The organism is Buttiauxella cochleicola (assembly GCF_021282405.1).
GTDB classification, from domain to species: Bacteria; Pseudomonadota; Gammaproteobacteria; order Enterobacterales; family Enterobacteriaceae; genus Buttiauxella; species Buttiauxella massiliensis.
Genome location: NZ_JAJSOU010000010.1, coordinates 31,861 through 54,932, shown reverse-complemented (window position 1 = coordinate 54,932; position 23,072 = coordinate 31,861). Strand labels below are relative to the sequence as shown.

22 protein-coding genes are annotated in these 23,072 nt (G+C 52.4%); 12 read left to right on the top strand and 10 right to left on the bottom strand.

All coding sequences use genetic code 11. From position 1 onward, the window contains the following. Positions 1–174 precede the first annotated feature (174 nt). From pncA to sppA, 3 genes are all read right to left on the bottom strand, one after another. Positions 175–804, bottom strand: a complete 630-nt coding sequence (pncA, locus tag LVQ79_RS14445; protein WP_232865495.1) for a bifunctional nicotinamidase/pyrazinamidase — start codon at positions 802–804, stop codon at positions 175–177. 9 nt (positions 805–813) lie between these two features. Continuing rightward, positions 814–1,830 (bottom strand): asparaginase, encoded by a 1,017-nt coding sequence (gene ansA / locus LVQ79_RS14440; protein WP_232865494.1) that lies wholly within the window; start codon positions 1,828–1,830, stop codon positions 814–816. Between the two features lie 89 nt (positions 1,831–1,919). Then, the gene (sppA, locus tag LVQ79_RS14435) at positions 1,920–3,770 is read right to left on the bottom strand and encodes a signal peptide peptidase SppA (RefSeq protein WP_232865493.1); all 1,851 of its coding nucleotides are present in this window, start codon (positions 3,768–3,770) and stop codon (positions 1,920–1,922) included. A gap of 159 nt (positions 3,771–3,929) precedes the next feature. Here sppA and LVQ79_RS14430 point away from each other — a divergent pair, with 159 nt between their 5' ends. From LVQ79_RS14430 to LVQ79_RS14415, 4 genes are all read left to right on the top strand, one after another. Next, entirely contained in the window at positions 3,930–4,481 is a 552-nt protein-coding gene (locus LVQ79_RS14430; RefSeq protein ID WP_154153098.1) for an NAD(P)H nitroreductase, read from the top strand. Positions 4,482–4,599: 118 nt separating this feature from the next. Beyond that, the gene (gene selD / locus LVQ79_RS14425) at positions 4,600–5,643 is read left to right on the top strand and encodes a selenide, water dikinase SelD (protein WP_232865492.1); all 1,044 of its coding nucleotides are present in this window, start codon (positions 4,600–4,602) and stop codon (positions 5,641–5,643) included. Positions 5,644–5,647: 4 nt separating this feature from the next. After that, positions 5,648–7,636, top strand: coding sequence for a DNA topoisomerase III (locus LVQ79_RS14420; RefSeq protein WP_232865580.1), 1,989 nt, complete (start codon positions 5,648–5,650; stop codon positions 7,634–7,636). Continuing rightward, a complete protein-coding gene (locus tag LVQ79_RS14415) occupies positions 7,602–7,844 on the top strand; it encodes a YnjH family protein (RefSeq protein ID WP_370639857.1) in 243 nt (80 codons plus the stop codon). The genes LVQ79_RS14420 and LVQ79_RS14415 overlap by 35 nt, the downstream gene beginning before the upstream one ends. Here LVQ79_RS14415 and LVQ79_RS14410 read toward each other — a convergent pair. After that, the gene (locus LVQ79_RS14410; RefSeq protein ID WP_232865490.1) at positions 7,810–8,217 is read right to left on the bottom strand and encodes a pyrimidine (deoxy)nucleoside triphosphate diphosphatase; all 408 of its coding nucleotides are present in this window, start codon (positions 8,215–8,217) and stop codon (positions 7,810–7,812) included. The genes LVQ79_RS14415 and LVQ79_RS14410 overlap by 35 nt on opposite strands. Positions 8,218–8,293: 76 nt before the next feature. Here LVQ79_RS14410 and LVQ79_RS14405 point away from each other — a divergent pair, with 76 nt between their 5' ends. The 3 genes from LVQ79_RS14405 to LVQ79_RS14395 all read left to right on the top strand — a co-directional run bounded on the left by LVQ79_RS14405 (position 8,294) and on the right by LVQ79_RS14395 (position 10,131). Beyond that, complete coding sequence (locus LVQ79_RS14405) at positions 8,294–8,869, top strand: carboxymuconolactone decarboxylase family protein (RefSeq protein WP_233338098.1); 576 nt, start codon at positions 8,294–8,296, stop codon at positions 8,867–8,869. Next, complete coding sequence (locus tag LVQ79_RS14400; protein WP_232865489.1) at positions 8,862–9,476, top strand: CDP-alcohol phosphatidyltransferase family protein; 615 nt, start codon at positions 8,862–8,864, stop codon at positions 9,474–9,476. The genes LVQ79_RS14405 and LVQ79_RS14400 overlap by 8 nt, the downstream gene beginning before the upstream one ends. 442 nt (positions 9,477–9,918) lie before the next feature. Next, positions 9,919–10,131 carry a hypothetical protein gene (locus tag LVQ79_RS14395; RefSeq protein WP_232865488.1) on the top strand — a complete coding sequence of 71 codons (213 nt, stop codon included), beginning with the start codon at positions 9,919–9,921 and terminating at the stop codon, positions 10,129–10,131. Positions 10,132–10,202: 71 nt separating this feature from the next. Here the strand turns inward: LVQ79_RS14395 and LVQ79_RS14390 are convergent, their stop codons facing one another. The 6 genes from LVQ79_RS14390 to xthA all read right to left on the bottom strand — a co-directional run bounded on the left by LVQ79_RS14390 (position 10,203) and on the right by xthA (position 16,503). Next, positions 10,203–11,498, bottom strand: a complete 1,296-nt coding sequence (locus LVQ79_RS14390) for a rhodanese-like domain-containing protein (RefSeq protein WP_232865487.1) — start codon at positions 11,496–11,498, stop codon at positions 10,203–10,205. Positions 11,499–11,592: 94 nt separating this feature from the next. Next, positions 11,593–12,231 carry an ATP-binding cassette domain-containing protein gene (locus LVQ79_RS14385; protein ID WP_232865486.1) on the bottom strand — a complete coding sequence of 213 codons (639 nt, stop codon included), beginning with the start codon at positions 12,229–12,231 and terminating at the stop codon, positions 11,593–11,595. Continuing rightward, positions 12,231–13,811: an ABC transporter permease gene (locus LVQ79_RS14380; RefSeq protein WP_232865485.1), complete on the bottom strand. Its 1,581-nt coding sequence runs from the start codon at positions 13,809–13,811 to the stop codon at positions 12,231–12,233. Before LVQ79_RS14380 ends, LVQ79_RS14385 begins: the two co-directional genes overlap by 1 nt. Further along, entirely contained in the window at positions 13,808–14,983 is a 1,176-nt protein-coding gene (locus tag LVQ79_RS14375) for an ABC transporter substrate-binding protein (RefSeq protein ID WP_232865484.1), read from the bottom strand. The genes LVQ79_RS14380 and LVQ79_RS14375 overlap by 4 nt, the downstream gene beginning before the upstream one ends. Positions 14,984–14,993: 10 nt before the next feature. Beyond that, positions 14,994–15,653 carry a TVP38/TMEM64 family protein gene (locus LVQ79_RS14370; RefSeq protein WP_232865483.1) on the bottom strand — a complete coding sequence of 220 codons (660 nt, stop codon included), beginning with the start codon at positions 15,651–15,653 and terminating at the stop codon, positions 14,994–14,996. 43 nt (positions 15,654–15,696) lie between these two features. Further along, positions 15,697–16,503 carry an exodeoxyribonuclease III gene (gene xthA / locus LVQ79_RS14365; protein ID WP_154153124.1) on the bottom strand — a complete coding sequence of 269 codons (807 nt, stop codon included), beginning with the start codon at positions 16,501–16,503 and terminating at the stop codon, positions 15,697–15,699. 434 nt (positions 16,504–16,937) lie between these two features. Between xthA and astC the strand changes: the two genes are divergently transcribed. The 5 genes from astC to astE are packed head-to-tail and all read left to right on the top strand — an operon-like array spanning position 16,938 to position 22,988. Continuing rightward, on the top strand, positions 16,938–18,158 hold the full coding sequence (astC, locus tag LVQ79_RS14360; RefSeq protein ID WP_232865482.1) for a succinylornithine/acetylornithine transaminase: 1,221 nt from the start codon (positions 16,938–16,940) through the stop codon (positions 18,156–18,158). Continuing rightward, entirely contained in the window at positions 18,155–19,189 is a 1,035-nt protein-coding gene (astA, locus tag LVQ79_RS14355) for an arginine N-succinyltransferase (RefSeq protein WP_151995458.1), read from the top strand. Before astC ends, astA begins: the two co-directional genes overlap by 4 nt. After that, positions 19,186–20,658: a succinylglutamate-semialdehyde dehydrogenase gene (gene astD / locus LVQ79_RS14350; protein WP_232865481.1), complete on the top strand. Its 1,473-nt coding sequence runs from the start codon at positions 19,186–19,188 to the stop codon at positions 20,656–20,658. The genes astA and astD overlap by 4 nt, the downstream gene beginning before the upstream one ends. Before the next feature lie 2 nt (positions 20,659–20,660). After that, positions 20,661–21,989, top strand: coding sequence for an N-succinylarginine dihydrolase (gene astB, locus LVQ79_RS14345; protein WP_232865480.1), 1,329 nt, complete (start codon positions 20,661–20,663; stop codon positions 21,987–21,989). A 33-nt stretch (positions 21,990–22,022) separates the two neighbouring features. Next, positions 22,023–22,988 carry a succinylglutamate desuccinylase gene (gene astE, locus LVQ79_RS14340; RefSeq protein WP_232865479.1) on the top strand — a complete coding sequence of 322 codons (966 nt, stop codon included), beginning with the start codon at positions 22,023–22,025 and terminating at the stop codon, positions 22,986–22,988. Positions 22,989–23,072 lie beyond the last annotated feature (84 nt).

Below are 23,072 nucleotides of genomic sequence, written 5' to 3'. Positions count from 1 at the left end.
CGATTAAAAGCCTGACGCAACCCAGCGGGGCGACAGGTAAAAAACACAGCTAACATGCTGCATTAATAAACAAATTCATTATGAGAGCGCTCTCAAAAATGAGCGAGTAATAAAAGTTCAGAATGAGAGCGGAATCGAGAAAGGGGAAAGGGCGCGATAGCGCCCTGGAGGAAATTAGTAAGTAAAATCAGCAAACGTCATTAAAGTGGCACCTGCCGCAGACATAGTCTGGAATGCCTTCAGGCTGTCCTGAGGATGAAGATTCACACCCCGGCAACCATCTGTAATCACTATCACGTCATAGCCCAATGTCAGGGCGTCGAGTACTGTGAACTTCACGCAATAATCGGTTGCCAAACCCATCACCACTAGCTGTTTGATCTCATTGCGAAATAGCCAGCTGTCAAGCTCCGTTTTCTGGCGATGCCCATTATCGAAAAAGCCACTGTAGCTATCAATTTGAGTGTTTTCGCCTTTGCGAAAAATAGCATCGATCTCCTGAGTATTCAGCAAAGGGTGAAGTTCTGCACCTTCGCTGTGTTGTACGCAGTGATTAGGCCACCAGGTTTGTCTCAACCCGTCAAGTTTACCCTGGGTGTAAGGCTCGGTTTTTTGGACGCTGGCAAAGCTTCCGTGATTAGCTGGATGCCAGTCTTGTGTGGCAACAACTGCATCCCCGCGCGTTTTGCAAAAGCTAATCAGCGCATTTGCTACATCTACGATGCTATCCCCGTCAGGGACAGCAAGGGCACCACCGGCACAAAAATCATTCTGTATATCAACCATCAACAAAGCACGTTTCATGGCGTCTCCTTACTCGTCTGGGGTGAGTTCACCACGCAAGTTGCGCGTCATGGCCTCGCGAATGGCCTGCACACCCAGATTCTGGCTGAGCAAATAGTGAAGCTTAGTCAACGTAGCTTCTACAGTCATATCATAGCCGCTAACCACACCTGCCTGAGCCAGTGCGTTACCCGTTGCGTAGCCACCCATATTGACTTTACCGGACATACATTGCGTCAGGTTTACAACGATAATTCCGCGTGAACAGGCTTCTTGTAACTCTCTGAGGAATGCGCCGTGCTGCGGAGCATTACCCACACCATAAGAACGCAGGATCAGCGCTTTAACCGGCTGGCGTAAAAAATTGCCGACAACGTCTGCTGAAATCCCTGGGTAAATCGTCACCACACCAATCGGCTGTGGGGTAATCGGGTGAACAATTAACTCGCCTTCGCTGTGTGGCGCGGCTGGCGTATTCAGGCGGCGAATGTGGATACCCGCTTCAAGCAACGGTGCCAGATTGGGTGAGGCAAAGGCATCAAAACCGTCGGCATGCGCCTTGGTGGTGCGGTTACCGCGATACAAACGGTTATTGAAGAATAGAGTGACTTCGTTAATTGGGAAATTGGCAGCGATGTACAAAGAGTTAAGCAGGTTAATCTGCCCATCAGAACGAAGCTCAGCCAGGGGAATCTGCGAACCAGTCACAATCACCGGCTTGCTGAGGTTTTCCAGCATGAAGGAGAGCGCCGAGGCGGTAAACGCCATGGTGTCGGTGCCATGCAGAATCACGAAACCGTCGTATTTGTCGTAATTGGCTTTAATGTCATCAGCAATGTGCTGCCAGTCTTCTGGCGTCATGTCGGAGGAGTCCATCAGTGGCTGATATTCGTGAATCGTGAAATCAGGCATTTCCTGGCGATGGAATTCTGGCATCAAAGCCAACTGGCGTTGTAAATGGCCGGAAACAGGAATGTAACCGTGCTCTGAACGCTGCATACCGATAGTACCGCCAGTATAGGCAACGTAAATGGATTTTTTTTGCATGAATAAACTCAGAGAGTTGGCGTGATTGGCCGCAGTATAGTGGGATGGGGCAAAAAAATCAGCCCGGTAAATACCGGGCTGGATTTAGATTATCGTACGTCACCACAGGTGAGGCAGAAGGCGTATCGGTTTTGGGGGTCATTCATCGTGCCAAACTTATCGTTTTGCGCTTTTACCGCCAAAGCCGCATCCGCCAACGGTGCTGGCAAATATGCCTGTAATGCTTGTGGCAGCATGGCACGTACCGAACCGCTCACGCTGTTGAATACCATATCAAGCACGCTTGGCTCATCCTGCCAGAAAACCAGGTGCCAACTTTTAAGTTTTGCAAGCTCAGCGGCTTTCGCTACGGCATCATCGAAATCACCCAGGCTGTCTACCAGGCCGTTTGCTTTTGCATCCTGACCTGTCCAGACATGACCCTGAGCGATTGCATCAATTTGCTCCGGCGTTTTCTTGCGGGAATCTGCAACCAGGTTCACAAAACGCTTATAACCGTTCTCGATGGTCAACTGCATCATCTGTTGAACTTCCGGTGGCAGTGATTTTGTCACCGCAACATCGGCTAATGGTGAAGTCGCCACTCCATCAGTATGAACACCAATCGAATCGAGACTGTTTTCAACGGTATTGATGACGCCAAAGATGCCAATTGATCCGGTCAATGTATTCGGGCTTGCCACGATGTAATTGGCTGGAGTTGAAATCCAGTAACCGCCGGAAGCCGCCATACCGCCCATTGAAACCACAATTGGCTTACCCGCCGCGCGTGCCGCTTCCAGCTCATCACGAATCACTTCTGATGCGGAGACACTGCCGCCTGGGCTGTTTACGCGCAGAACAATCGATTTCACTTTCGGGTCAAGGCGCGCCTCGCGGATTTGCATTGCCGTGGTGTCACCACCAACCTGGCCTGGCGTTTCTTCGCCATCCATAATTGCGCCATTGGCGATAATGACAGCAATCGCATCGCCGGTATCAGCCGGTTTTTTCACTACATAGTCATACATACTGGTGTAGCTGAAATCTTTGTTTTCTTTGTTCCAGCCAAATTGTTTCACCATGGCTTTATCGATGGTGGCGCTGCTGGCAAGTTCATCAACCAGTTTGTTATCCAGGGCATATTTCGCGGTATCGCCCCCCAGTTTTTGCAGGTTATCAAGCAGACCCTGCGCACCCGGGAACACTTCCTGCGCCGTAATCTGGCGGTTAGCTGCAATGGTGGTGAGATAGTTTTGCCATAGCTCGCCAATCCAGCGGCTATCCGCTTCACGCGCAGCAGGTGACATATCATCACGAATAAACGGTTCCACGGCAGACTTGTAAGTGCCGACGCGGAAAATATGCGTGGAGACTTTCAGCTTATCGAGCAGCGTTTTGTAATAGAGCGAGTTGGTGGCAAAGCCGTGAAGATCCACCACGCCTTGCGGTGAGAGCCAAATTTTATTGGCAAAACTTGCCAGGTAATATTGCCCCTGGTTGTAGCTATCGCCCACGGCATAAACCGGTTTACCACTGTCACGGAATTCACGCAGTGCTTTGCCGATATATTGCATAGAAGGCTGGTCGCCACCGGCAAACTCTTTCAGGTCCAGCACAATCCCGGTGATATTGCGGTCATCTTTTGCCTGGCGAATGGTATCGACCACATCAAACAGCGAGTTTTCCTGCAGGCGGTCTGAACTGGCACCCAGCAACTGGCGGCCAATCACGCCCAGTTTATTGCTGACAGAAGGCTTATCGACCACCACGCCGGTGATATCCAGCAACAACGCACCGCGTGCAGGTTCTGCTGGCGCGCTGTTAATCTGCATCCAGATCCCTACGCCAACCAGCACCAGTAACACTAAAAATAGGTTGAGAATAAATTCTCGAATAAAGTTAAGCAGACGCCAGGTCCACTTAAAAAAACCGGCAACAAATCGCCCAATGGTGCGCATGTATTCTCCGTAATATCTGGCAAGCTGCATATAACAGCTTAAGTGACCGCTATCCTAAATACCCCCAGGGCAAAAGTCAGTAGGAAATCTGCCCCGCGCTGTAACAAAATCTACGGCTGTGTTAATTTCGGCGCTAAATTTCATTGCAGGAGTTATCAAATGGATGCACTTGAACTACTTCTTAACCGTCGCAGCGCTTCCCGCCTGGCGGAACCTGCTCCAGCAGGTGAAACGCTGGAAAATATCATTCGTGCAGGTATGCGTGCCCCTGATCATGGAACCTTGCAACCATGGCGCTTCATTGTCATTGAAGGCGAAGGCCGTGAGCGTTTCAGTAAGGTCATGGAAGAAGCTGCAATTGCTGAAGAGCAAGACGAAAAGGGTATCGAAAAAGCCCGTACCGCTCCGTTCCGTGCTCCTATGATTATAGCGGTCGTTGCGCATTGTGATGACAATCATAAGGTTCCGGTCTGGGAACAGGTTGTTTCTGCCGGTTGTGCGGTAATGGCAATGCAGATGGCTGCAGTAGCGCAGGGATTCAACGGGATCTGGCGTACTGGCATCTGGACTGAAAGTGAAGCCGTGCGCGACGCGCTCAAGTGTCGTGAGCAAGATGAAGTGGTCGGTTTCCTGTATCTGGGAACGCCGCAGCTTAAAGCGTCTACCACCGTTAGCGTGCCAGACATCACGCCATTTGTGCACAGATTCTAAGCAATCACGCAAAAGCTGTCTGGATTGTGACCAGCAATGGCCCAATTCAGACACTGATACTTACTACTCCCAGGCGTAAGAGTTACCATAGTGGCATTGCCAATGACAGGAGTAGTCCATGAGTGAGCAAACCGTTCGTTTGACGCAGTACAGCCACGGAGCTGGTTGCGGCTGCAAAATTTCCCCGAAAGTCCTGCAAACTATTCTGCATTCCGAGCAGGCTAAATTTGTCGACCCTAACTTGCTGGTCGGAAACGAAACCAGTGATGACGCTGCGGTTTACGATCTGGGCAACGGCACTTGTGTCATCAGCACCACCGACTTCTTTATGCCGATCGTCGACGATCCGTTCGACTTTGGGCGCATTGCTGCCACCAACGCGATTAGCGACATATACGCGATGGGCGGCAAACCGATTATGGCTATCGCGATTCTCGGCTGGCCGATTAACACTCTTGCACCTGAAATTGCCCGCAAAGTGATTGAAGGCGGGCGTTTTGTTTGCCAACAAGCCGGTATTTCTTTGGCTGGCGGTCACTCTATCGACGCACCAGAACCTATCTTTGGCCTTGCCGTCACCGGCATTGTGCCAACCGACCGCGTGAAGAAAAACAGCTCCGCCACCGCAGGCTGCAAACTGTTCCTCACCAAGCCGCTCGGCATTGGCGTGTTGACCACTGCCGAGAAAAAATCCCTACTCAAACCTGAACATTACGGCCTTGCCGCAGAAGTGATGTGCCAGCTTAACAAGCCAGGTGCGGAATTTGCCGACATCGAAGGCGTTACCGCCATGACCGATGTCACCGGCTTTGGCCTGCTGGGTCACCTCAGCGAAATGTGCCAGGGCGCGGGCGTTCAGGCCGAAGTGTGGTTTGATAAAGTGCCGAAATTACCTGATGTTGAAGATTACATCGCGCAGGGCTGCGTTCCTGGTGGTACTTCGCGCAACTTCGCAAGCTACGGTTATCTGATGGGCGAAATGACCCAGGCACAGCGTGATCTACTCTGCGACCCGCAAACCTCCGGCGGTTTGTTGTTAGCTGTTGAAGCCGACGCAGAAGACGCGGTTGCCGCCGTTGCCGAAAGAAATGGCATCAAACTGACTGCTATTGGTGAGCTAAAAACCGCCCGCGCAGGCCGCCCGATGATTGAGATTCGTTAGTCTGATGCGTTTGTTTATTGCCGAAAAACCCAGCCTCGCTCGCGCTATTGCTGATGTGCTCCCAAAACCCCATCGTCGTGGCGACGGGTTCATTGAATGTGGCAATGGGCAAGTGGTGACCTGGTGTATCGGTCACCTGCTGGAACAGGCTCAGCCGGATGCTTACGACGCGAAATACGCGCGCTGGAACCTCGCCGACCTGCCGATCGTGCCGGAAAAATGGCAGTTGCAGCCGCGTCCATCAGTCACCAAACAGCTCAACGCCATCAAAAAACTACTCGTCCAGGCTGACGAAGTGGTTCATGCGGGTGACCCGGATCGCGAAGGGCAGTTGCTGGTGGATGAAGTTCTCGACTATCTCGACCTGGCACCGGCAAAGCGCCAGCAGGTTCAACGCTGCCTGATAAACGATCTCAACCCGCAAGCCGTTGAACGCGCTATCAGCCGTCTGCGTGCGAACAGCGAATTTATACCCTTGTGTGTTTCGGCACTCGCACGTGCGCGTGCCGACTGGCTTTACGGTATCAACATGACCCGCGCCTACACCATTCTTGGGCGTAACGCCGGTTATCAGGGCGTGCTTTCGGTCGGCCGTGTGCAAACTCCGGTGCTTGGACTGGTGGTGCGTCGCGATGAAGAAATCGAGAATTTCATCGCTAAAGATTTCTTTGAAGTGAAAGCACATATCGTCACGCCTGCAGATGAGCGTTTTGTCGCCACCTGGATACCCAGCGAGTCTTGCGAACCGTATCAAGATGAAGAAGGGCGTTTGCTGCATCGTCCGCTGGCTGAACATGTGGTCAACCGTATTGGCGGGCAGCCAGCCATCGTCACCGCCTATAATGATAAACGGGAATCAGAAGTCGCTCCGCTGCCGTTCTCGCTCTCTAGCCTGCAAATCGAGGCGGCAAAGCGTTTTGGGCTAAGTGCACAGAACGTGTTGGATATCTGCCAGAAGTTGTACGAAACCCACAAACTAATTACTTACCCGCGTTCGGATAGCCGTTATCTGCCGGATGAGCATTTCGCCGGGCGTCATGCGGTACTCAATGCGATTAGCATTCACCAGCCTGATTTATTCCCGCAGCCTGCGCTGAATACCGACCTGCGTAACCGCTGCTGGGATGACAAAAAAGTCGATGCTCACCACGCAATCATTCCTACTGCACGTAGCTCCAAAATTTCGCTCTCTGAAAATGAAGCTAAAGTTTACAACCTGATTGCCCGACAATACTTAATGCAGTTCTGTGCCGATGCAGTGTTCCGCAAATGCACCATTGATCTCGATATCGCAGGCGGCAAGTTCAACGCCAAAGCGCGTTTCCTCGCCGAAGCCGGTTGGCGCACGCTGCTTGGCGGCAAAGAACGCGATGAAGAGAACGATGGTACACCGCTTCCGGTGGTGGCCAAAGGTGATGAACTGCTGTGTGAAAAAGGCGAGGTGATTGAACGCCAGACCCAGCCACCGCGCCACTTCACTGATGCGACACTGCTGTCAGCGATGACCGGGATTGCGCGTTTTGTGCAGGATAAAGATCTGAAAAAGATCCTGCGCGCCACAGATGGACTGGGCACTGAAGCGACCCGCGCCGGGATCATTGAGCTTTTGTTTAAGCGAACGTTTCTGGTCAAAAAAGGCCGCTATATTCATTCATCTGATGCCGGACGAGCGTTAATTCACTCGCTCCCGGAACTGGCCGCAAGGCCGGATATGACGGCGCAATGGGAATCGACGCTGACGCAAATCAGCGAAAAGCAGTGCCGTTATCAGGACTTCATGCAACCGTTGGTACAAACGCTGTATGACCTGATTCACCAGGCTCGAACCAAGCCGGTTCATCATGCTTTCAAAGGTGTTAAAGCGCCTGACGAGCAGAAAAAATCGCGTAAGCAATGGGCGAAAAAAGAGGGAAGTGATAATGCAACTAAGAAGCCTGCTCGCCGCCGCCGTAGCGCTGATGGCGACTCTGCCAGTGATGGCGCAGCGTCTTGATCCGCAGGTAGATATCTCGGTGCCGCCGGAAGTGTTCAGCACTCAGGGGCAGCGTGCTGCACCCTGTAACCAATGCTGCATTTATCAGGATCAAAACTATTCTGAAGGGGCTGTGGTGAAAGCTGATGGAGGCGTATTGCTGCAATGCCAGCGAGATGAAAAAACGCTTAGCACTAACCCTTTAGTTTGGCGTCGCGTAAAGACATAAACGCTTCAAGTAACGGAATATCTGCCGGGGCGAGATCATAATCAAATGCCTCGGCAGGTAAACACCAGGCCAGTTCGCTATGGCAAAGTGCTGTTAGCTCCCCGCTAAATTCGCTTACATGCCACGCATGTAAATGAACGATCCTTCCTGATACTTCACGCTTATGGCTGGCAATATAATCGCCCACTAACGCTTCAATCATTAACTCTTCTTTCAGTTCCCGCACCAACGCCTGAGGTTGAGATTCCCCCGCATCGACTTTGCCACCGGGAAACTCCCACAAACCCGCCTGATCGCCGCCTTGCGGCCGACGAGCGAGTAGAATCTTATCGTTGTGCTCAATGATTGCCGCCACAACATCAATGGTTTTCATGATACCAATCCGTTCTTTGTCTATGGGCGTGGCATAATACGCGCCACCAAAGATTATCTGAAGATCTACCCGAATTATGATTAAAAACAGCTCTCCATGGGTGATGCCGCTTAAAAAATTGCCTGCCAGTTTGCGGCCTATTATCTCAATGCAGGAAAAGCACTTCGGTGCGGTGCTGAACCCTACACGTTGGTGGGGGCGTTTTCCTTATCTATTCTGGCTGGTGGCTTTGTTTGTTGGGTTTCTTGAAAGACGCCGCTCTGGTATCGACCCGGTGGTGCGCTCGCTGGTGATGACCCGTGTTTCCCAGCAGTGCTGTTGTGAATTCTGTATTGATGCTAATAGCTTACGGCTGGCGGAGCGCAGTGGTTCGATGGACAAAGTGCTGGCGGTGGCTAACTGGCGTGAAGAAACATTGTTTTCAGCCAAAGAGCAGGCCGCATTGGCCTATGCTGACGCCATGACCGCAACACCTCCGCAAATCAGTGATGCGCTAAAAGCCGAACTGAAAACGCATTACGATGAGAAAACCATCACCGAATTAACCGCGCTAATTGCTTTTCAAAACCTATCTGCACGCTTTAATGCCGCGCTGGATATTCCGGCGCAAGGGTTATGTGTGAGCGAACCAGGGAAAAAGCCGAATGTTTGATAGCTACCTTCATCCGCGCATAAAACCTTCACTAGAACGCCTGGCAGCCAAACTGGACAAAAGTGTCATCACCCCAGATGGGCTGACGATGTTTGGTTTTGCCATCGGAGTACTGGCTCTACCTTTCCTTGCACTGCAATGGTATGGCGCAGCGCTCGTTGCCATCGTCCTCAATCGACTGTTCGATGGATTAGATGGCGCACTGGCGAGACGGCGCGGCTTGACTGATGCTGGTGGTTTTCTCGATATCGCCCTGGATTTTCTGTTTTACGCGCTGGTGCCCTTTGGTTTTATTCTTGCCGACCCTGCACAAAATGCGCTGGCGGGCGGCTGGTTGCTGTTCGCGTTTATTGGCACCGGCAGTAGTTTTCTTGCTTTTGCTGCAGTGGCGCAAAAACACCAGCTTGATAACCCAGGCTATGCGCATAAATCGTTTTACTATCTGGGCGGGTTGACCGAAGGCACAGAGACAATTGCATTATTTGTGTTGAGTTGCCTGTTTCCACAGTGGTTTGTCTGGTTCGCGTGGGTGTTTGGTGCGCTGTGTTGGATGACGACGTTTACGCGGGTGTGGAGTGGGTATGAGACACTGAGGCGGGTGATATAACCTGGTCCCTTATCCCTTGAGAGGGATCTGTAAGATGAGAGGTTTTTCCGTTCACCCGAACGTCTGGTTATCTCTACAACTGTTGTTAACGGTGAACGTGCCAAGGAGAGAACGCCCTCTCCTTGGCAATCCTGGCGCCCGGTTTTTAAATTGCCGCTGCGCGGTAAACCCCAGCTTATCCCCAACGTTCAGGGTCGTTCGCGACTCGCTCCCGGCGATCGCTCACTTTCGCTGCTCCCGGCAGCTCAACCCTGACTTATGGGTAACACTGGGGCAATTTATACCGGGAACAAGGTCAAAACCGGTTTGGTGTGGTCTTTGGGTTTTGAAGTTGGCCCTGGGTTCCGGCTTCAATCGCGCCGTTTTTCACCCTTCAGTCGGGGTCACGTGGCCGGGAGCCACGTGAGAGAGCGATCGTCGGACAAAAATGTCAGGAACATTTTTGAACAACGCTTGCGTTGGCCACGAAGTGGTTCGGCACAGGGATGTGCCGAATAAACGAATCGCGAACGACCGCGAATGTTGGGTGAAAAACGGTGTTTACCGCGCAGCGGCGATTGATTTGCCGGGAGTCCGGGTTCTTAGGGTGGCGGCGGTGGCCACCCTAAGACGTTCACCGGTTCAGTGGCTATATGAAACACTGAACACCGGGTGAACGGAACTGTCTCGCGACTCACAGATATGTGACTAAGAGACAGCCTGAGGGAGAGGGCGCGTTAACTAAACCTATTCCGGCTTCCGCTCCCCACTCACAACCGGGTTCTTCGGATTACTGCTCCACTCATACCAGCCACCGTCGTACACGCCCACATTCTGCCAACCCATCGCACGGGCATACATGAAGGTTTCTGATGCGCGCCAGCCGGTGCCGCAATAGAACGCCACGTGCTGATCCGGTGTGATGTTCCAGCTTTTCCACATTGCTGCGATGTCATCAGCAGAACGCATGGTGCCGTCCGGGTTATGGAAATCTTCCATATGGGTGGAGTCTGAACCTGCATGACCCCAGCGCGCCCCGGCAATTTCACCTTTTGGCTTGATATAGCTATAGCCGCTGGTAGTGCCGATAAATTCTGGCCATGAACGGATACTTACCAAAGAAGCATCTTTACGGCCGAGCAGCCCGCGAGCCTGTTCTGTATCAAGCATCAGCTGTGGCTGGCCCGGGATTGGCGCTCCAAAGTCTGCCGCAGGTTTAACGTCACTCGGTAAGCCGCGTTCCACAGGCAGTTTGGCGTCAGACCAGCTCTGCCAGCCGCCATCCAGCAGGCGAACATCTTTCACGCCCGCATACAGCATGATTTGTGCGACACGTGCCGCAGCATAAACATCGCGCCCGTAGAGAACAACGGTCGTGTCGTGGCGGATACCGTGTTTTGCCAGCATCGCTTTAAGCTTGTCGTCAGAAACTTTGTTCCATAACGGCTCACTTTCCACCTCATTGGTGTCGATGTAATCCGCGCCCGGAATATGGCTCAGCAAATACTGCTTAGGCGCGCCCCAGGCGGCTTCGATGATTTTAACTTCGCCCGCGGGCTTCGCCGCAACGGGTTTGTTCTGCATCAGGTTATGCAGCCACTGTGGGTAAACGAGCTGCTCGAAGTGCGCCATTTTCTGCAAACGCGCAGGCTGTTGCAAAGCATCGGAGAGCAGCGCGATATGCGAGTAGCCCAGCTTAGCCAGGCGTTCTTTTACCGCTGTTGTCTCAGTGCTTTGACCATACAGCGCAATCAGGCTGTCTGGTGCGATGCTGTGTTGCTTTGCCCACAGTTGCAGTTGCTCATCGTTCATCATACCTAACCAACTGGCAGACAAATTCAGTGCAGCAGGTTCATGCCCACCCACACCATGAACGGTTTGTGGCCAGCCGTTATAAAAGGCACTTGGACGTGTATCGATTACCACGCCTTTTTGCGCCTGAAGATTGGAGAAAGTCATCTGAGAAGGCTGACCTGCGGCGGAAGCCATATGCGCCAACCCGGATAACATCAAGGCGGCGGTTAGTTGAGAAACACGTTTCATCTTATAACCTGAAAAGAAGAGAAAAAAAGAGCCGCTATTCTTGCCGAATAACGGCGGCTATTCCTTGCGATAACGCATAATTATGTATGACAAATTAATAGCCGGAATCATTGACCGTAATAATATGCCCGCCCGTGGGAATATCTTGCGGATCGTGTGTTACCTGTACCACCGGAATGGCTTGTTGCTCAACCTGCTGCCAGATGAACTGACGGAACTGTTCGCGTAAGGTTTGATCCAATCGTGAAAACGGCTCATCGAGCAATAACGCTTCGGGTTTCGCCAGTAATGCCCGCAACACGCTAACGCGCGCGCGCTCACCACCGGAAAGTGTTGCAGGGTCGCGTCGAGAAAAATTGGTTAGCTGCGCATTTGCCAGCGCTTGTTCGACATAATACTGCCGTTGTTCGCGCCCTTTAATTGTTGCGGGAAGGGCCATCGCCAGGTTTTGTCCAACATTCAAATGCGCAAACAGCAGGGCATCCTGAAAAAGAATGCCAATATTTCGCCGCGCGGTTGGGAGCGTATCGCGGCGTTGCTGATTCAGCCACAGCTCTCCTGTAACGCTAAATTCCACAGGCAGCGCGCCAATCATCCAACTCAGAAATGTCGATTTTCCTGCCCCGGAGGGGCCCATCAGCGTCAATACTTCACCGGGAGAGACCGTGAAGCTTATATTCTGAATCAACGAGCGGGTGGCATTAGAAATGGAACAATCCTGAACACGCAGCATTAGCGTAATCCTTGTCGATAATGGGTGAACAGGCTGCTGAGCTGTCGCATGACAATAAATATGATTGCCGGAAGTAGCATTTGTAGTAACGCCTGAATGGCCTGCTGCTGCGGGTCGCCGCCGCTACTGAGTGCCACAGTTTCTGTTGTGACGGAGGTAAAGCGCCCGGCACCTGCGTACAGCGTCGGTAAATATTGCGCGACGCTCACCGAAAACCCGACAGCCAGTGCTGCCAGTAGGGGGCGGATAAGCAATGGTAGCTTAACCCAGCATAAAATCTTCCACGGTGACCAGCCAAATGTTTGCGCAGTAATCGCCAGGCGCGAGTCAAACTGTTGCCATGCGGGGCGTGCGACCAGAAGCATGTAGGGGACAACCCACAGCAAATGGCTCCAGATAACGCCCAGCCAACTACCGTCCTGCTCCATAACCAGCAATATCTGATATTGCCCAGCAACCAGCGGTAGAGCGGGTAAGAAAAGCGGTAGCGCAAGCCAGAGATCAAAGCGTGAACTTCCCCCTTCCAGCCACAGAACAACCACCAGTAAACCTATCAGGCTGCTTGCCAGCGCCAGCACTAACGTGGTGATTAAAGGAGACAGTTCAGCCGTTTGCCAGCCGGAAAGGGCGAAGGCATCGGGCAAGAGTGCCGGGTAAAACCAGCCGTCTGCAAATGACCACATCACCAGCATTGCTATCGCTGCAACGCCTGTGAGGGTCATGATAAAACCTGATCCTAATGCCAGAGGCTGAATGCTGAGTTGATGGCGCTTCCCGGAAAATTGTCCCAGGCAGCGGCGGCTGAACCGCCATATGGCGTAGCCAACGGTAGTAAAAATTACCAGCATCACCACCAGCAGCATTGACGTCAACATGCCCATTGCCACACGTTGTGGATCGGCATCGTTAAGCCACTGCCAGGCCAGAACGGCGAGTGTTGGTGGATTGGATGGACCCAGAATGATTGCCACATCCACCACAGACAGGCTGTAAGCCACCACCGCTAACAACGCCCATTTCAGGCGCGGCAATAACTGCGCGACCAGCACCCGAATGCGGCTTTGCAATGGGCCATAGCCCAGGCTTTGTGCCACGGTAAGCTGTTGGGAAAGGGACCGCTGGTTGAGCTGCGTGCTGGCAATCCATAGCAGGAACCAGCACTCTTTCAGCGCCAGTAAGATACCCAGCCCAACACCATTTTTATCAAGATGAAACGACACGCCGCATAGACGCGCCAGCCAGCCATTATCGGAAAGCAGGAATAAAAAACCGCTGGCAAAAGCGACGTGTGGTAGCGCTAAAAGTAGCGGCAGTCGCGAGGTCAAACGTTGCCAGTGCGCGCCTGGCCATAAGCCGCAAAGCAGTACAAGGCAAAGAGTCAACGAGCCGATAACACTAATCATGGTCGAATATAGTGTCGCCTGCAGCGCATCTGGCCACTGGTTGTCGGCCCAAAGCTGACGCCAGATATCGGGCATCAACATTGGTTTTGCCATCATCACTAAGCCTGGTAGCAGCGGAGCAAAAACGCACCCCACTGCGAGCAAGGCTAATGTGCGTTGCAGCCAGCGGTTACTCACTTCGCTCCGTAGCGCTGTAACCACTCTTTTTCTAGCGCATCAACCCAGGCAGAATGAGGTTCAGCCAGATATGGCACCGCTTGCTGATGGACTGGTTTTTGCGCATCAAGCTGTTCATTTAATGGCGCAGGTAGCGTTGCGCTATCCAGAATGGTGGCATCACCCCAGATTGCCGGGGTGGCTTTGCGAATTTGCGCTTGTGGCGACATCAGGAAATTTGCCAGCACCTGAGCTCCTGCCTGGGCGCGGGCATTGGCTGGAATAGTCACAAAATGGACATTGCCCAACATGCCTTTTTCAAAGCCAAAGGCTTGTGCTGTTTTCGGCAGTTGTTTGCGGTCGATAAGGTTATCGACGTGTGCGGGATTGAATGTCACAGAAAACAGCAACTCACCATCTGCCAGCATACGGTCCATGCGCGCGGGTGTTGGTGGGAAAGCTTTACCTTCGCGCCACAATAGAGGATGCAGTTTATCCAGGTACTCCCACAGTGGAGCAGTGACTTGCTTAAAGGTCGCGGGATCCGGCGGTAGGCGTAGCGCCTGTGTGTCGTGAGTCAGCACAATCAGTAACTGCTCGATAAATGCGGTACCGGTAAAATCGGGTGGGCGAGGATAGCTCAGTTTACCTGGGTTTTTTTCGGCGAATACCAGTAGTTCGGCTGCGCTACGCGGGAATTTAACATCAGGTTGTTTGTTGCCAATCAACATCAACTGTGCGCTGCCCCAGGGGGCTTCAGCACCGTCCGTAGGCTGGGAGAAATCTTCGCGCACCGGTTTCTTCTGGTCTACATAACGCCAGTTGGGTAATTCCCATGCCCAGCCTTCTTTCAACAATCCCGCTTGTTTCAATGTGCGGAAGTTTTCACCGTTGACCCACAGTAAATCAACTGAACCATTTTCTTTGCGTCCGGCGGCGGCTTCACTCTGAATGCGTTTTACCGCATCAGCGGCATCAGCCAGGCGCACCACTTTTACCGTCACGCCGTACTGCTGCTTCATTTCACTTGCTACCCAGTCGAGATAACTATTTACCGCCGGGTCGCCACCCCAGGCGTTGAAGTAAACTGTCTGACCGTTCGCCTGCTGGCGCAGAGTGTTCCAGTTGGTGGGTTGTGCAAAGGTTGTGAAGCTGAACGCAACAAGCGACAGCAAAAGCGTTAAAAGGCGCAAAGTGGGGTCCTTATGATTTTCGGAGCATGCGGACTAACCGGCGTGACGCCAGCGGCAGCAAACCCAACAAAATAAACATCACGATCATGCCGGGTGAAAGAATATCGCTAAGGGTACGCAACTGGCTCAGTTGGCGCCCCGCGTTGAGATAAATTACGATCGCCGGCAGCATCCCGACAAGGCTAACGGCAAAATAGCGCAGCGTTTTGATTGGCGTCAGGCCCATCAACAAATTTATCAGAAAGAACGGAAAAACAGGCGTTAGTCGTAGCGCAAAAAGATAGTACAACCCTTCGCGCTCCATGCCGCGGTTAATCGACGACATCGGCGCAGCAAAACGAAGTTGTACCCAGTCACGTAACAAATAGCGGCTGATGAGCATCGCGAGTGTTGCACCACAGGTTGCAGCCAGCGCCACCAGCACGGTTCCCTGAATCAAACCAAATTGCGAACCTGCCAGCAGCGTTAATAGTGTGGCACCGGGAATCGAAAGGGTGGTGACCACAACATAAATCACAAAAAATGCCAGTGCCGTTTGCAGCGGATGCAACTGATGCCATGTGGAGAATTGTGCCTGGTAATGTTGCAGTGCCGCCAGGCTACCCGGCGGCAGGAAGATAATTAGCAGGATAAAAACAACCACCAGAGCGGCAAAAAGTAACTTACGCATTGGGCAAGAAACCGTAGCGCCAGGTGATGTTCATACAACGTCCTTACAGTTTAAATTCAGCCCACACTGGTGCATGGTCAGAAGGTTTTTCCATACTACGAATATCGTAATCAATGCCGGTCGCGATACAACGTTCGGCAAGCGGTTGGCTTGCCAGAAGCAGATCGATACGCAGACCGCGGTTGTCATCAAAGCCTTTTGAGCGGTAATCAAACCATGAAAACTTGTCGTTAGTTTCCGGGTTAGCGTGGCGGAAAGTATCAACCAAGCCCCAGCTTTTCAGGCGATCCATCCATTCACGTTCTTCTGGCAGGAAGGAGCATTTACCGGTACGCAACCAACGCTTGCGGTTTTCTTCGCCAATACCGATATCCAGATCGGTTGGGCTGATATTGACATCACCCATAATCAGCACCGGGTTGTCTTTATTCAGTTCGCTGTCGAGGAAGTTTTGCAGGTCCTGGTAGAACTTTGCTTTGGCCGGGAATTTGGTCGGGTGGTCGCGGCTTTCGCCCTGCGGGAAGTAACCGTTAATCACCGTCAGGTTGCCTAATGGCGTTGGAAGCTCCGCCATAATGATACGGCGTTGTGCCTCTTCATCATCACCCGGGAAGCCACGACGAACCGAAATCGGCGTCTCTTTAGTTAATAACGCCACACCGTAATGGCCTTTCTGACCATGATAAAAGACGTTGTAGCCCAGTTTTGCGACATCTTCGAGCGGGAACATATCGTCGTGGACTTTCGTTTCCTGCAAACCGATAACATCAGGCTGATGTTGTTCCACAATGGCTTGAAGTTGATGTGGGCGGGCGCGCAGGCCGTTGATATTAAAAGAGACGAATTTCATAAGTCGCTGCCGTGGTTGCTTAACAATGTTGCAGGATGGTAGCAGAAAAAGCGGGGAAGTGAGACTGATGGCCAATTTTTTCCCTGGGCGAATTTGAACTGAGCAAAATCTGCACCAAAATACGCCACGCCGCCCCGTTTTGGGGCGTAAACAACGTGCAAACCCCATCATCGATCACAAATCCAGTATTATATTTTCCCACTGCATAATCTTTCTTGTTTTTATCTGGCGATCCAAGCGGCACCGTAAAACTATGCACTATATATTCACTTTGTGTGAATAGCCATGGTGCGTAAGCTATTGATTTAACAATCCAGCCTCTCTGCTATTCATTTATATCGCTGGCTGGCACGAAGCGTGCAATCTACATTTACAGCGCAAACACCCAATTAATTAACATATAAATAACTTTTTATTTACCGGAAGAGGTCGCTATGTCGCAGTCAATTACCCGCCAGAATTTCGACGAATGGATGATGCCCGTTTATGCCCCAGCTTCTTTTATTCCGGTACGTGGTGAAGGGTCGACGTTGTGGGATCAGCAAGGCAAAGATTATATCGACTTTGCGGGTGGGATTGCGGTGAACGCTCTGGGTCACGCTAACCCGGAACTGCGCAAAGCGCTGGAAGAACAAGCATCAAAATTCTGGCATACCGGCAACGGCTACACCAACGAGCCGATTCTGCGCCTGGCAAAACAGCTGATTGATGCCACTTTTGCCGACAAAGTGTTCTTCTGTAACTCAGGGGCGGAAGCTAACGAAGCGGCATTAAAACTGGCGCGTAAATATGCGCACGATAATTTTGGCCCACAGAAAAGCGGCATCGTTGCTTTCAAAAATGCTTTCCATGGCCGCACGCTGTTTACGGTTTCGGCGGGTGGACAGCCTGCTTACTCACAAGACTTTGCGCCATTGCCGCCGCAAATCAGCCACGCCATTTATAACGACCTGCAATCTGCCAGTGAACTGATTAACGAAAATACCTGCGCAGTGATTGTGGAGCCAATTCAGGGTGAAGGCGGTGTGGTGCCTGCGGATCCAACGTTCCTGCAAGGTTTGCGCGAACTGTGTGACCGCCACAACGCGGTGCTGATTTTTGATGAAGTGCAAACCGGCGTTGGCCGTACGGGTGAGCTTTACGCCTACATGCATTACGGCATCACGCCGGATGTGCTTTCTACGGCTAAAGCATTGGGCGGTGGCTTCCCGATTGGCGCGATGCTGACCACCGATAAATTCTCCAAAGTGATGGTAGTAGGCACTCACGGCACAACTTATGGCGGCAACCCGCTGGCAGGTGCTGTGGCAGGCCGGGTGATGGAAATCATTAATACACCTGAAGTACTCAACGGTGTTAAACAGCGTCACGCCTGGTTTGTTGAGCGTTTAAACAAGATAAACCAGAAACATCAGCTATTTAGTGAAGTGCGCGGTCTGGGGCTGTTAATTGGCTGCGTGCTGCAACCGGAATACAGCGGAAAGGCTAAACTTATCTTACAGGCCGCCGCCGCCGAAGGCTTGATGATGCTTATCGCCGGGGCGAACGTCATACGTTTTGCACCAGCGTTGATAGTCAGCGAAGCTGAAGTGCAAAAAGGGCTGGATCGTTTTGAGCGCGCCTGTGAACGCTTTATTGCGGGAGAGCAATCATGATGATTATCCGTCCGGTTGAGCGCGGTGATTTATCCGGGCTGCTGGAGATGGCGGGTAAAACAGGCGGCGGCTTGACTTCACTGCCTGCGGATGAAAAAACGCTGTCTGAACGTATCGAACGCTCAATGAATACCTGGCAGGGTGGCCTGCCAGAAGGCGACCAGGGCTATGTTTTCGTGTTGGAAGATACCGCCATCGAACGCGTGGTGGGGATTTGCGCCATCGAAGTGGCGGTTGGGTTAAACGACCCCTGGTACAACTACCACGTGGGTACCCATGTTCATGCTTCCAAAGAGCTGAATATTTACAATGCATTACCAACGCTGTTTCTCAGCCACGATCACACCGGCAGCAGCGAGCTTTGCACGCTATTCCTCGACGCTGACTGGCGTAAAGAGGGCAATGGCTACCTGCTATCCAAATCACGCTTTCTGTTTATGGCAGCGTTTCGCGATCGCTTTAACGAAAAAGTGGTGGCCGAGATGCGTGGCGTGATTGACGAACATGGTCATTCACCGTTTTGGGAAAGCTTAGGCAACCGTTTCTTCTCTATGGAATTTAGCCGTGCCGATTACTTGTGTGGCACCGGGCAAAAAGCGTTTATCGCCGAATTAATGCCTAAACACCCGATTTACACCGATTTCCTCTCGCCTGAAGCGCAGGCGGTGATAGGCAAAGTCCACCCGCAAACTGCGCCTGCACGGGCGGTGCTGGAAGCCGAAGGTTTCCGTTATCGCAATTACGTGGATATTTTTGACGGTGGCCCAACACTTGAGTGCGATATCGACCGCGTAAGGGCGATTCGCAAAAGCCGTCTGGTTGAAATTGCTATTGGTCAACCAGCAACCGAAGAGCTGCCGATGTGCCTGGTAGCCAATGAAAAATATAACGATTTCCGCGCCATGCTGATTAAGGCAAATCCAAAAGGTGACCGGCTTGTGATTGATGCCGTTACCGCAGATGCCCTGAAATGTAGTGCTGGCGATAAAGTACGTCTGGTGCGTTTGTGCCCCGAGGAGAAAAAAGTATGACTCAGTGGATTAATGGACAATGGCTTTCCGGGCAAGGCGAATCATTACAAAAAAATAACCCGGTAAACGGTGATTTGCTGTGGGAAGGGGTTGCGGCTAACGCATCGCAGGTAGAACAGGCGTGCATTGCTGCGCGTAGCGCATTCCCGGCATGGGCAAAACGCCCGTTTGCCGAGCGCCAGGCTATCGTCGAAAAGTTTGCAAGCCTGCTTGAAGCCAACAAAGAAGCCCTGACCGTGACTATTTCCCAGGAAACTGGCAAGCCGCGCTGGGAAGCGGCGACTGAAATTACCGCGATGGTGAATAAAATATCCATCTCGATTAAGGCTTACCACACGCGCACCGGCGAAACGCACACTCCGATGCCAGATGGTGCAGCGACATTGCGCCACCGTCCACACGGTGTTCTGGCGGTCTTTGGCCCGTACAACTTCCCCGGCCATTTGCCGAACGGCCATATCGTGCCGGGTCTGCTGGCAGGGAATACCATCGTATTTAAACCTAGCGAACTGACGCCGCTGATTGGTGAGCAAGTGATGAAGCTGTGGCAGCAGGCGGGTGTGCCGGATGGCGTGCTGAACCTGGTGCAGGGCGGGCGCGAAACCGGACAGGCACTGGCGCAGCAATCGACGCTGGATGGCCTGTTATTTACCGGCAGCGCCAATACCGGCTACCAACTTCATCGCCAGTTTGCCGGGCAGCCAGAAAAAATTCTCGCCCTCGAAATGGGTGGCAACAACCCGCTGATCGTTGAAGATCCACAAGATATCGACGGTGCAGTTCACCTGGTCATTCAGTCGGCGTTTGTTACCGCCGGGCAACGCTGCACTTGTGCGCGTCGCTTGTTGGTAAAACAGGGTGCGCAAGGTGATGCATTCTTAAACCGCCTGGTAGAAGTAGCGGGGCGTATTCGCCCGGATGCGTGGGACGCCACACCGCAGCCGTTTATTGGCGGGCTTATCTCCGTTCAGGCGGCAGAGCGCGTGCTAACTGGCTGGCAGGAACATATCGCGCGTGGCGGCAAATCACTGCTCGAGCCGAAACTGGTAAAAGCAGGCACATCGCTGCTCACCCCAGGAATTGTTGAATTAACCGGCGTGGCGAATGTGCCAGACGAAGAAGTGTTTGGGCCGTTACTGACCGTATACCGTTATGCCGATTTCGATGATGCTATCGCGATGGCGAATGACACACGTTATGGGCTGGCAAGCGGCCTGATTTCTCCGCATCGTGAGCAGTTTGACCAGTTGTTACTCGAAGCTCGCGCCGGGATTGTTAACTGGAATAAACCGTTAACAGGCGCGTCGAGTGCGGCACCGTTCGGCGGCGTGGGCGCATCTGGCAACCACCGCGCCAGTGCGTGGTATGCGGCAGATTACTGCGCGTGGCCGATGGCAACGCTGGAAAGCCCGTCCTTCCCGCTGCCTGCCACCCTGAGCCCGGGACTTGATTTTAGCGGTAAGGAATAATCATGAAAGCGCGTGAAGTTAATTTTGATGGACTGGTGGGCCTGACCCACCATTACGCCGGGCTTTCTTTCGGGAATGAAGCATCAACCAGGCATCAGTTCCGGGTTTCCAACCCGAAGCTTGCCGCGAAGCAAGGTTTGCTGAAGATGAAAGCGCTGGCGGATGCCGGGTTTGCACAAGGGGTTATCCCTCCTCAAGAGCGACCTAATATTCCGCTGTTGCGCCAGTTGGGTTTTAGCGGCAGCGATGAACAGATTGTTGAACGCGTGGCAAAACAAGCGCCGCAATTGCTGTCGGCGGTGAGTTCGGCTTCCTCAATGTGGGTAGCAAATGCCGCGACAGTCAGCCCATCAGCAGATAGCCTCGATGGCAAAGTCCACTTCACCGTGGCGAACCTGAACAACAAGTTCCACCGTGCCAGTGAAGCGCCGACCACAGAAAACGTGTTACGGGCTATCTTCCGAAATGAACAGTATTTTTCTGTTCACGGTGCACTTCCACAGGTGGCGATGTTTGGTGACGAAGGGGCGGCAAACCATAACCGCCTCGGTGGTGCGTATGGCGAGCCATCGACACAGCTTTTTGTCTATGGCCGCGAAGAGGCAAAAGCAGGGCTGGTTCCTGCACGTTATCCGGCTCGCCAGACGCTCGAAGCAAGTCAGGCTGTCGTCCGGCTCAACCAGGTTAACCCGGACTTAGTGGTTTACGCGCAACAAAACCCGACGGTTATCGATCAGGGCGTGTTCCATAACGACGTAATCGCGGTATCCAACCGCCAGGTATTGTTCTGCCACGAACAGGCATTTCTTCATCAACATGCGTTATACGAGCAGTTGCGTGTTAAAGTGCCCGGATTCACGCCTATTGAAGTTCCCGCAAATAAAGTTTCAGTGGCCGATGCGGTCGCAACTTATCTGTTTAACAGCCAGTTATTAAGCCGTGACGATGGCAGCATGACGCTGATTTTGCCAGAAGAGTCCCGGCAGCATGCAGGCGTCTGGCATTATCTCAACGAAGTGCTGGCAGCCGATAACCCAATCAGCGAACTCAAAGTGTTTGACCTGCGCGAAAGCATGGCAAATGGCGGCGGCCCGGCATGTTTACGCCTGCGAGTTGTATTGAACGAAGCGGAACAAAAAGCGTTAAACCCAGCGGTGATGATGAACGAAACGTTGTTTGTCACGCTCAATAACTGGGTGGACCGTTGGTATCGTGACCAACTGACTCAGGCTGATTTAGCTGACCCACAGTTGTTGCGAGAAGGGCGCGAAGCACTCGATGAACTAACCCATATACTAGACTTAGGTTCTGTTTATCCATTTCAACATTAAGAGCCTGCCTGGCAGGCTCTAACAGGAGGCACAATGTTGGATTTTTTGGCGCAAACCCTGGCGGGTAAAGTGCCAACTCCGAGCGCCGGAGAAAATGCCCATCTGCATTGGCAGTGGTGGGATGAAGGTATTTTGACACTGGCCCCACATCAGGCGACGCAAAAGACACTGGTGTTGTCGGCAGGAGTCCACGGAAACGAGACTGCGCCGGTAGAAATACTTGCGCAGTTGGTGGACAGCCTGGTTGCCGGTGAAATAGCGTTGCAGTGGCGGTTGCTGGTGATTCTGGGCAATCCTGCGGCACTGCGCAGCAATCAGCGCTATCAGCACAGCGATATGAATCGTATGTTTAGCGGTGGTTGGCAGCAATTCCCTGAAAGCATTGAAACACAACGTGCCTGCCGACTTGAGCATGCGTTGGATCTGTTTTTGGCCGAATGTGAAGAGACCATCTGCTGGCATCTGGATATGCATACTGCCATTCGCAGCTCTTATCACCCGCGTTTCGGCGTCTTGCCTTCGCGTCCATTGCCATATGATGAGGAATTTCTCTCCTGGCTGGGCTGTGCGGGATTACAGGCGCTGGTGTTTCATCAGGAACCTGGTGGCACTTTTACCCATTTCAGCAGCGAACATTTCAATGCGCTCAGTTGCACGCTTGAGTTGGGCAAAGCACAGCCTTTTGGCGAAAACGATCTCAGCCAGTTTGAGGTGACAAAACAGGCATTGCAGGCATTGCTAAGCGGCGAGGCGCCAGAGCCCATTGAAGGTAAACCGTTACGCTATAAAGTGGCGCAGCAAATCACGCGACACAGTGATGCCTTTGTGTTGCATATGTCAGCGCAAACACAGAACTTCACCGCATTCCCGAAAGGCACATTGCTGGCCGAAGATGGCGACACGCAATATGTGGTGAAAGAAGATGTCGAGTTTGTTTTATTCCCTAATCCTAATGTTGCGCTGGGATTACGTGCAGGATTAATGCTGCACGAAATTTAATATGTATTGGCCTCAGTAGTGGGGCCAATAAATAATCAACGGGCAAACAACAATATACAGATAAATCTTAGTTGGCGGCTTTAT

Bases quoted from the DNA above. Each gene is read 5' to 3' on its own strand.
- LVQ79_RS14385 (WP_232865486.1), bottom strand. From the start codon at position 12,231: ATGCTGCGTGTTCAGGATTGTTCCATTTCTAATGCCACCCGCTCGTTG.
- LVQ79_RS14430 (WP_154153098.1), top strand. From the start codon at position 3,930: ATGGATGCACTTGAACTACTTCTTAACCGTCGCAGCGCTTCCCGCCTG.
- astD (WP_232865481.1), top strand. From the start codon at position 19,186: ATGACTCAGTGGATTAATGGACAATGGCTTTCCGGGCAAGGCGAATCA.
- LVQ79_RS14410 (WP_232865490.1), bottom strand. From the start codon at position 8,217: ATGAAAACCATTGATGTTGTGGCGGCAATCATTGAGCACAACGATAAG.
- xthA (WP_154153124.1), bottom strand. From the start codon at position 16,503: ATGAAATTCGTCTCTTTTAATATCAACGGCCTGCGCGCCCGCCCACAT.
- LVQ79_RS14420 (WP_232865580.1), top strand. From the start codon at position 5,648: ATGCGTTTGTTTATTGCCGAAAAACCCAGCCTCGCTCGCGCTATTGCT.
- astA (WP_151995458.1), top strand. From the start codon at position 18,155: ATGATGATTATCCGTCCGGTTGAGCGCGGTGATTTATCCGGGCTGCTG.
- selD (WP_232865492.1), top strand. From the start codon at position 4,600: ATGAGTGAGCAAACCGTTCGTTTGACGCAGTACAGCCACGGAGCTGGT.
- LVQ79_RS14370 (WP_232865483.1), bottom strand. From the start codon at position 15,653: ATGCGTAAGTTACTTTTTGCCGCTCTGGTGGTTGTTTTTATCCTGCTA.
- astC (WP_232865482.1), top strand. From the start codon at position 16,938: ATGTCGCAGTCAATTACCCGCCAGAATTTCGACGAATGGATGATGCCC.
- ansA (WP_232865494.1), bottom strand. From the start codon at position 1,830: ATGCAAAAAAAATCCATTTACGTTGCCTATACTGGCGGTACTATCGGT.
- LVQ79_RS14415 (WP_370639857.1), top strand. From the start codon at position 7,602: ATGGCGACTCTGCCAGTGATGGCGCAGCGTCTTGATCCGCAGGTAGAT.
- pncA (WP_232865495.1), bottom strand. From the start codon at position 804: ATGAAACGTGCTTTGTTGATGGTTGATATACAGAATGATTTTTGTGCC.
- LVQ79_RS14400 (WP_232865489.1), top strand. From the start codon at position 8,862: ATGTTTGATAGCTACCTTCATCCGCGCATAAAACCTTCACTAGAACGC.
- LVQ79_RS14405 (WP_233338098.1), top strand. From the start codon at position 8,294: ATGATTAAAAACAGCTCTCCATGGGTGATGCCGCTTAAAAAATTGCCT.
- LVQ79_RS14390 (WP_232865487.1), bottom strand. From the start codon at position 11,498: ATGAAACGTGTTTCTCAACTAACCGCCGCCTTGATGTTATCCGGGTTG.
- sppA (WP_232865493.1), bottom strand. From the start codon at position 3,770: ATGCGCACCATTGGGCGATTTGTTGCCGGTTTTTTTAAGTGGACCTGG.
- astB (WP_232865480.1), top strand. From the start codon at position 20,661: ATGAAAGCGCGTGAAGTTAATTTTGATGGACTGGTGGGCCTGACCCAC.
- astE (WP_232865479.1), top strand. From the start codon at position 22,023: ATGTTGGATTTTTTGGCGCAAACCCTGGCGGGTAAAGTGCCAACTCCG.